This is a genomic window from Neptuniibacter sp. UBA6509 (assembly GCA_002435145.1).
Taxonomy (GTDB): domain Bacteria; phylum Pseudomonadota; class Gammaproteobacteria; order Pseudomonadales; family Balneatricaceae; genus Neptuniibacter.
Window position 1 is genome coordinate 1 of sequence record DJLT01000067.1, and the last position, 8,781, is coordinate 8,781.

At 41.9% G+C, this 8,781-nt stretch carries 8 protein-coding genes and 1 pseudogene; 4 read left to right on the plus strand and 5 right to left on the minus strand.

Annotated features, from left to right (window positions below):
• The 3 genes from B4K11_RS08570 to B4K11_RS08580 all read right to left on the minus strand — a co-directional run.
• A partial coding sequence (locus B4K11_RS08570) for an ADP-ribosylglycohydrolase family protein (protein ID WP_292959324.1) occupies positions 1-846 on the minus strand: 846 nt, incomplete at its 3' end.
• 89 nt (positions 847-935) lie between these two features.
• Positions 936-1,724 (minus strand): lipase family protein, encoded by a 789-nt coding sequence (locus B4K11_RS08575; RefSeq protein WP_014950619.1) that lies wholly within the window; start codon positions 1,722-1,724, stop codon positions 936-938.
• Positions 1,725-1,947: 223 nt separating this feature from the next.
• Complete coding sequence (locus tag B4K11_RS08580; protein ID WP_053103825.1) at positions 1,948-2,127, minus strand: transposase; 180 nt, start codon at positions 2,125-2,127, stop codon at positions 1,948-1,950.
• Positions 2,128-2,201: 74 nt separating this feature from the next.
• Between B4K11_RS08580 and B4K11_RS08585 the strand changes: the two are divergent.
• Positions 2,202-2,545, plus strand: a pseudogene (locus B4K11_RS08585) (integrase core domain-containing protein); the annotation flags it as partial.
• A 41-nt stretch (positions 2,546-2,586) separates the two neighbouring features.
• On the opposite strand, the gene B4K11_RS08590 reads toward B4K11_RS08585, so the two are convergent.
• Entirely contained in the window at positions 2,587-3,492 is a 906-nt protein-coding gene (locus B4K11_RS08590; RefSeq protein ID WP_049588178.1) for an HPP family protein, read from the minus strand.
• Between the two features lie 67 nt (positions 3,493-3,559).
• The gene (gene norR / locus B4K11_RS08595; protein WP_292959325.1) at positions 3,560-5,140 is read right to left on the minus strand and encodes a nitric oxide reductase transcriptional regulator NorR; all 1,581 of its coding nucleotides are present in this window, start codon (positions 5,138-5,140) and stop codon (positions 3,560-3,562) included.
• Between the two features lie 197 nt (positions 5,141-5,337).
• Here norR and hmpA point away from each other — a divergent pair, with 197 nt between their 5' ends.
• The 3 genes from hmpA (at position 5,338) to gdhA (ending at position 8,712) form a co-directional block, all read left to right on the plus strand.
• Positions 5,338-6,528, plus strand: a complete 1,191-nt coding sequence (gene hmpA / locus B4K11_RS08600) for an NO-inducible flavohemoprotein (protein ID WP_049588180.1) — start codon at positions 5,338-5,340, stop codon at positions 6,526-6,528.
• A 404-nt stretch (positions 6,529-6,932) separates the two neighbouring features.
• A complete protein-coding gene (locus B4K11_RS08605; protein ID WP_049588182.1) occupies positions 6,933-7,334 on the plus strand; it encodes a GreA/GreB family elongation factor in 402 nt (133 codons plus the stop codon).
• 25 nt (positions 7,335-7,359) lie between these two features.
• Positions 7,360-8,712, plus strand: a complete 1,353-nt coding sequence (gdhA, locus tag B4K11_RS08610) for an NADP-specific glutamate dehydrogenase (protein ID WP_049588184.1) — start codon at positions 7,360-7,362, stop codon at positions 8,710-8,712.
• The last annotated feature ends 69 nt before the right edge of the window (positions 8,713-8,781 follow it).

Below are 8,781 nucleotides of genomic sequence, written 5' to 3' on the forward strand. Positions count from 1 at the left end.
ATAACACGCTGGCGAATACATACGACCAACAATCTCGATATCGCTTTTGCTTTTTGCCGCTATCGCAGCCAAATTCATGTGCACAGATTTACGGGCAATATCTTCTAAAATGGCCTTGGGTGATTCACCTTCTCGATGCACTAATTTGTAGATTAACTCAACATAGAAATCGCACACCGATGCTAAAGACTCATCCGGGTGAGTTAAATAAAGGTGACTACGACACAGGCGTTTGATGTCCTCAAGGGCTGTGCTTTTGCTTGCTTCTACTACCGCCAAAGGTGTTACCGACACAAAAGCGCCTATTGAAGCCGTATCATGTGTAACCGCCCCACATTTGTGTGCTGGAGTACCTTGTTCTAAGTTCGCAAAAAAGCCTCTGTGATAAGACTCAGCGTATGTGTCAGGGTGTTTGGGTTCATCAGCGCGCATAAAGCTAATATATTGAGTTAAAAACTCGTTTTCGTCATACCCTTTAAGTGCGCATGATAAAACGATACGCGCGCAATGTGCATTGAGTGTATTTTCTCCCGCTTTCATACCATGATGGTAATGAATGTTGTCCTTGCCCCAATACTGCCTTTTACCTTTGAGAATAACGTCGCCCACTATCTCTTTTTGATTTGCAGATGCCTTATTCGCGCGCCCACCTTGCTGCGTGGAATGTAGCGACATTATTGAAGACGGATGAAATGATGGCGCATCCTCAAATTGCTCTATCCCTAACGGAAATGCCTTATAAATATCTGCTGGGTTGTAATACCAATGTACCGGCATAGCCAACGCGTCGCCGATAAACGCGTTCTTGAGTGCCGCTTTTGCTCGTTTGATTGACAGTGAAGACATTTCTTTGAGCCTACCTCTTATGCAGTACTGTGCGGGATTGAATAATCAAGTACCTTTAAATTACGCACTGTAGGTCGAAAATGATCGTTCTAATGCTCATCGAAAAGCGACTTGTTGCGGATATATTTTCGCATGTAGTGATAGGTAATTGGGCGTAACAACCAGCTGTGAAGCGACATCAAAAAGCGTTTATGGGTAGGCGTGTTTTCGTAAATTTTATCATCGTGCAGCCACAGCATCTTGCCAACGTGCCAGAAGTAAAAAGGGAAGGGCGGCATAAAGGTTATTACATCTAAATCGCAGCAAATGCGATACGTTCTATGGTGTAGCGTGTAGTGCTTATACCAAGAGCGCGTGCCCACTGCGGGCTGTCCGAAAGTCACTACCCTTTTTACTGACTTTGCGTATAAACGCTCAAAGTAATCAGCCATTAATACCGCTACTGCGCCGCCGGACGAATGGCCAATGAATGTAAAGCGCTTGCCTTGCTGCCTAAGTGGTTCAAGCACTTTTACAAGTAGCTCTCTAAGTGGTAATGCTTCATTGGATGTCTTAGTGCTGGAATACATAGGTTGAGCCAATAGCCGCGCAAACCCCCAGTGGACCCAGAATTTTCTGTTTAACTGATTGAGTTTGTTTGGGATGAAGAATAAATTCGCTAGCCAATCTCTTACCCCCAATGATCCGCGAAAAACGATAATGACCTCTTTTTTATTCTCGACCCACAAGATTCTTACGCTCATTCTGCCGTACTTATCGACTAGCTGGCGTTCATAAAAAGGATCTAAGATTTTTTGGTATTGCTCGTCGGCATCAGGGTAGGCGAGTTGGCAGAGAATGGCATATCTTTCATATTGATAGCGTTTCAATTTCTTCATGAAAACTCGTATTGGAGCATTTAGCGTTTTTGAAGCTGAGCCGTTGAAGACTCTTTCACTGAATACTTCACGCTACAGGAAGTTTATTTCAGTGTTATGACGGGGCGCGTCATTTTTCTTTAACTTGCTCAGAGTAAAGCCCCTTTTCACGGCAATACTCACTTAACTCAATTTCGCTCAATGCTGCTGTTTCTAAAACAATTGCGAACTTTTGCTCTGGTGACTAACCTTCTGAACTATTGCTACCTGCCAAACTAGAACCTGCTTGTAAATACTTATCTCGCCATGAATACAAAATAGATAAGTTGATACTCTCTAGCTTTGCGAATTGGCTTAATGATAAGCCACTTTCAACCAGCTTTCTAATGACGGTTTTCTTATGGTCTTCAGGATAATGCTTCACTAATAACTAACTTACCGCTCCTGTTATATTTTTATGAAAAACTGAGGCGACAACTATCCTGACACAGGGGGTATCGGGGAAAGCCTAAAAACGTGATGTTCCATAGCGACCAGGGATGTCATCACATGAGCCGAAAATTCCGTCAGCTAATTTGGCGGTATCGCTTAACACAAAGTATGAGTCGCAGGGGAAATTGTTGGGATATAGCCCGATGGAACGCTTTTTCAGAAGTCTCAAAACCGAATGGGTTCCAACTACTGGTTACCGGAATTTTGCTGAAGCAAAGCAGAAGATTGGTGATTACATTTATGGCTATTACAGCCGACTGAGACCGCATTCATACAACGGTGGTCTAACACCGAATGAATCGGAGAAACGTTATTGGAATAGCTACAACGATGTGGCCAAAATGACTTGACCACTACAAGCTAATTATCAGTTTGACTATTAACCAGCATGCTAAACTTGCGATGGCGTCATTTTCATTTTTGCCCATTCGGCAAATTCTTGATAGGTACAGCAATCGGAGAATCCCTTCCCATCACCTTCAACCACTCTATATATAAGCAAATACTTATGCTTACAATTATGTTTTCTTTCGTCTACAACCTGACGAACAGACCATAAACGCCCAGGTTGGTTATTTGTGTAGAATGCGCCCATTTCGAGTTCAAAACCGGCTATTAATTCTTCGTGTAAAATCGTATCAGCTAAGTCAATGATATGTTTAATTTGCTCGTCACTGGCATCAATAACCAATTCTGACCGGTTGATTGCCTCATGGATATGTCGCATTTTTATGCGTCTCGTGTCAGGGTTATAGCCTATCCCCTTATATCGCATAAGACTTTGCGGGTAACGCCTCCAGTGAAAAAGATTGTTGAACAGTATCGCAACAGCAAACAGAATCATGCAGTTGATAATAGTTGGAGTGAGCACGTACCAATAACTTAAATCCGTTATCGCAGACCCACCAATTACAGCTGCCAAAGCGGTAGCACCACCTGGAGGATGTAATGAGCGAGATAGGTGCATAATAAATATCGAAAGCGACACTGCTACCGGAGCGGCAATAAAGAGATTTTCAATGTATTGTGCACTTGTAACGCCGACAATAGCAGAAAGAATATTGCCAGCGAAGAATGCCCATGGCGTCGATAGCTGGCCATGAGGAACAGCAAAAAGAAGGACCGTTGACGCTCCCATGGATGGTAAAATTGCCGCTGCTCCCTCCGTGCCTAGCAACCATGTTGTAAGAAAAAAGCATAAAAATATAGCTAGCATTCCACCGATAGTGGCAACGACTTTTTCTGATACAACTACGTTGTTTTGAAAACCCCAAAACCGTTTTAGTGTATTTAACATATATTCCTTTGTAAGGTCAGATATAGGAAACGTATAGACAATATCTATAATTTCTGTGAACGAAAAGCTACGTTCTTATCTTTTTCACTAGGGTGATATTAAGGCGCTTCGCCAGTCTGACAAGATTTGCACGGTCCATTGACAGAGATCTGGCTGCCTTAGACCAGTTGTTTTCTGCGTGATGCAATGCTTTGATAATGAGTTGACGTTGAAATTTATCTGTTGCTTCCCGTAAGTCAGTATGGCTATCGGTCTCGAAACATACGGTAGACGAATCTGTGTCTTTACTTGTTAAAGAGTCTGAAGACACGGTTAAACCGGTAATGTCAGATGGCTCAATTATTGTATTTCCGGTTGGATTCTTCTCTCGAGCATAAAGTGCTGCGCGTGATATTACGTGCTCTAACTCTCTTACATTTCCCGGCCAGTGATAAACTGTCAGTTTATAAATTGCTTCTTTAGCCAGTATCAACTTTTGCAGTCCCAGACTTCGCCGCATTTTCTCTGCAAAGTAGCCAGCCAGAAGCGGAACATCGCTTTGTCTGTCTCTGAGAGGCGGGACATATATCGGAAACACTATGAGACGATGATAAAGATCGGCCCGGAAGCGTTTATTTTGAACTTCATGCCCTAACTCTCTATTCGTAGCAGCAATAATTCTAACGTCCACTTTTCGACTCTTATCCTGACCGACCACCTGGATTTCCTGATTCTGTATTACTCTCAACAATGTACCCTGAATTTCAAGCGGAAGCTCTCCAATTTCGTCCAGAAATAATGTTCCGCCATCAGCAAGTAAGAACTTACCATCGCGGTCGTTTGCGGCACTGGTAAACGCACCTTTCACGTGGCCGAAGAGTTCACTTTCTATCAGATGAACAGGAATAGCAGCGCAATTTACATATACGAGCGGTTTATTCCGCCGGTTTGATTGATAATGTAGCTCACGGGCAACAAGTTCTTTGCCCACACCAGTTTCACCATGCACCAAAATTGTGAGGTCGGACGAAGCTGCCAGTCGAATGGTCTGCTTTAATTTTTTTGTCGTAACACTATTTCCTATTATTTCTTCACCCTGATTATGCTCAGAGCTATTCTCATTCATTGTCCGTAATACATGCTGAGTATGAGTCTTCTGTTTATTTAACTCTCTGATATATAACGCAGCATATAAAAGCCGGGCTGCCAGCCTGGACAGTGTGTCAACTGAAGCGGCATCAAGCGCATCATACTCATTAGGCTCCAGGCTATCGAGAGTAAGTACACCTAGCAACGTTTCATCTTTATATAAAGGAATTCCCATACAGGAATGTACGTTCATATTATGGTTATGACTTGCAATCATTCCATCATAGGGGTCTGGTAACGGCGAATCAGCTGAAAAGCGAGTGACCGCCCTCGTGCTACAGATTGCTTTTAAACGTGGATGTTGCTCTGGAATAAACCGTCGCCCCATGACGTCATCGGACAACCCTCTCTGCGCAACGGGAACAAGTGTCTCGTGTCGAAAAATCAATAGTGCTACAGCATCTGCTTTAATAGTTGCACAAACCGCAGAAATCAAACTTTCATAAAAACAATTCATCGAAACTGCGGCGGACAGATCAAGGGCAAAGTTAACCAAACTAAATTGAGATATTTTACTCATGAGACCATTTTATATTAACACGAAGCATAGGTCATTATGACACAAACGATCCTAATTAGCTCATTAAGTGATGAGTCATTTTGACACATAGCTTAAAGAGTTATTCGTAACACATTGATACTAAGTGAAATAAAATTTGGCACACGAGTCGCATTACTCATAGCTACCAAACACTTAACGTCATTAAAGGTATGTTAATGCTTACTCAATCTCATATAGATACTGTCAAAGCGACCATTCCACTACTTGCTTCGGGAGGAACCGCAATTACCGAACATTTTTACGCCCGAATGTTCTTACATAATCCTGAGCTTAAAAATATATTTAACATGACGCATCAAAAAACAGGTCGTCAGCCAGCGGCTCTATTTAATGCGATAGCTGCATACGCTGCCAACATAGATCAGTTAGAGCTACTGACAGATGCCGTTATGCGTATTGCACACAAGCATACCAGTTTTAATATCCAGCCCGAACAGTACGCAATAGTGGGACATCATCTGATTGAGACATTGAGAGAATTGGCTCCGGACGCGTTTACTCCTGATGTTGAAGAGGCATGGACAGCTGCATATGGTCAATTAGCAGACATTTTCATTAAAGTTGAAAGTGAATTGTATCAACAAAGAGCTGCTGTAAAGGGGGGCTGGTCTGGCTTCAGAGCCTTTTCTGTCGTCTCAAAAGAGACCGAATCCGAACTCGTAACCAGTTTTACCTTAATGCCCGTCGATGGCGGTAGTGTTATCGATTATAAACCGGGACAGTATTTAGGAATAAAGGTGCATCCTCATGGTAGTGAGCATGATGAAATAAGGCAGTATTCACTATCAACTGCCGCGAATGGAAAATCCTATCGCATTAGTGTTAAACGGGAAGGCCTGGGTGAAATGTGTGGTGTAATGTCTAATTATCTTCATTTAAAAATAAATGTTGGCGATGAAGTCTTGGTCATGCCCCCTGCCGGGGACTTTTATCTAAAACAACTTGATACTCCGGTTATATTGATTTCTGCAGGTGTGGGTCTGACGCCTATGCAAGCGATGTTAGATTCTTTAGTAAAAGAGAACTTCGCACATCCGGTGACCTATCTTCACGCATGTAAAAATCGAAATCAGCATTCTTTCAAAGATCATGTTGAGAGTGTTAAGAGTACTCTGAACCTGCAGTCGCACACGTGGTATGAAAATGACGTTAGCAGTAGTCAAAATGAAACTACCGGAAGAATGAAAATAGAAGACGTTAAAGGTTCTTTACCACTGAAAGAGGGCGAGTTTTATCTCTGTGGACCTTTGCAATTTATGCTTGCTATCAAGCATGAATTATTAGCCTTGGGCGTCAGTCAATCGCGAATCAATTATGAATTATTCGGGCCGCATCAAGAAGTTTAATCAAGTTTCAACGATGATTGACGCCAATAAACTCTTTGATAAATCAGCAAGAAAAATACCTTAAAGAATAAAATATTGCTCATGACGAAAAACTCAGAATTTTTCACTGCTAATTCCTTAAATACGGAGCGTTATAATCTTAAAAGTTCTTGTTATTTTTTTATTAAGTATTAATATCAGTGACAGCAATGAGGAAATCATGACTAAGCACTGTAATCTCAACAAGAGCATTTTACTCACCTTACCCAATTAAGCCGGATGCAGTTCTGCATTCGGCCGCCTCTTATTTATCTAAAACCAGAAATACCGTACCGGAATAAATTAAAGCTATAGATTAAATTTATATTTCCTCACAGGAAAGGCTCTCCTGCGCGTGATTTTTAATTCAAAGAGGAAGGATTATCATGTCAAGAAAACCTAACATCACAATTTCATATGAAGACTTGAGTGATATTGAAGAACAGCTAAGAAAAATTAAATTACCGACTGAAAGGTTTGACGAATTAGAAAAAGAATTAGTTCGCGCCAAAGTCGTTAACATTAAAGATCTTGCTCCAGACGTCGTGGCAATAGGTTCTCAGGTTACATTTAAAATAAGTAAGTTTGATAAATACTTGACTAAAACACTCTGCCTTCCATTGGATATGCATAAATACGAAGACGGCATTTCAATTTTCGCACCAATTGGCTCGGCATTAATAGGTTTAAGAGCTGGTCAAAAAATTAGCTGGAATACTAAAAGTGGCGAACAACAAATTGATATATTAGAAGTAAAAAGAAAAGTCCGTTATCTCGTCTGTGATTAGAAGGTAATCATTAACAGGTTGATTTATGAATTATTTAAGTACTACTATTTCTCAGCTAAAACAAAGCAGTCCGGCACAAACTGAATTTTATCAGGCTGTTGAGGAAGTCCTGCGAACTCTGGAACCTGTTCTGGAAAAAAACAACTATTATGCGAAGCATTCAATTATACAGCGATTAGTTGAACCCGAAAGACAAATTATGTTTCGGGTGCCCTGGCAAGATGACAGCGGAAATATACAGATTAATAAGGGATACCGCATTGAATTTAATTCGGCACTTGGTCCGTACAAAGGAGGACTTCGTTTTCATCCTTCGGTCAATGCCAGTATTATAAAATTCTTAGGATTTGAACAAATATTTAAAAATGCGTTAACTGGCCTGCCAATTGGGGGGGGCAAAGGAGGCGCAAATTTCGATCCAAAAGGACGAAGCGATGCCGAAATAATGCGTTTTTGTCAGTCATTCATGAACGAACTCTATCGTCATATTGGACCCAATACTGATGTGCCTGCCGGTGATATTGGTGTAGGCGCCAGAGAAATAGGCTACATGTTCGGTCAATACAAAAGACTGACCGGGAAATATGAGGGCGTACTTACCGGAAAAGGTTTGCTTTGGGGGGGGTCGTACGCGCGAAAGGAGGCAACAGGATATGGAACAGTATATTTCGCAGATCACATGCTTAATGCACGAGGCGAAAACTTACAAGGACAACGTTGCCTCGTGTCCGGTGCTGGAAATGTCGCTATTTATGCAATGGAGAAGCTTTATCAACTTGGTGCTACTCCTATTGCCTGTAGTGACTCAACCGGTACGCTATATCATGCGCAAGGGTTGGATCTGTCTCTTATTAAGGAACTCAAAGAAAAAGAACGTACTTCGCTTTTACGTTACTTAAAGTCTCACCCCAGGGCACAGTTCATTCCGATCAGTGAATATCCTTCAGGAGGACATACTATTTGGCGATACAAGGCAGACTTAGCGTTTCCATGTGCCACACAAAATGAGTTAACAACTCGTGATGCCGAAGCACTGGTTTCTAATGGATGCAAATTGGTGAGTGAAGGTGCAAATATGGCTTCTTCACAAGGTGCGGTAGAGTACTTTCTTAAAGCCGGTATTTCTTATGGTCCGGGTAAGGCCGCTAACGCCGGGGGAGTAGCGACAAGTCAGTTAGAAATGGCGCAAAACGCCAGTATGCAAAAATGGACTTTCGAGCAAGTCGATTGTCAATTACTACAAATAACGAAGGATATTTATCTACGAGCCAGTGAGACTGCAAGAGAATTCGGTGCGCCCGGTAACCTTGTATTAGGAGCTAATATTGCTGCCTTTCGTCGGGTTGCAGACGCAATGATTGAGCAAGGTGTAGTTTAAAAAACGCTTAAAGTGAATTCAGATCGCCTCGAAATTCATGTCAAATCTAGAGGCTGTTGATCTTTGAAC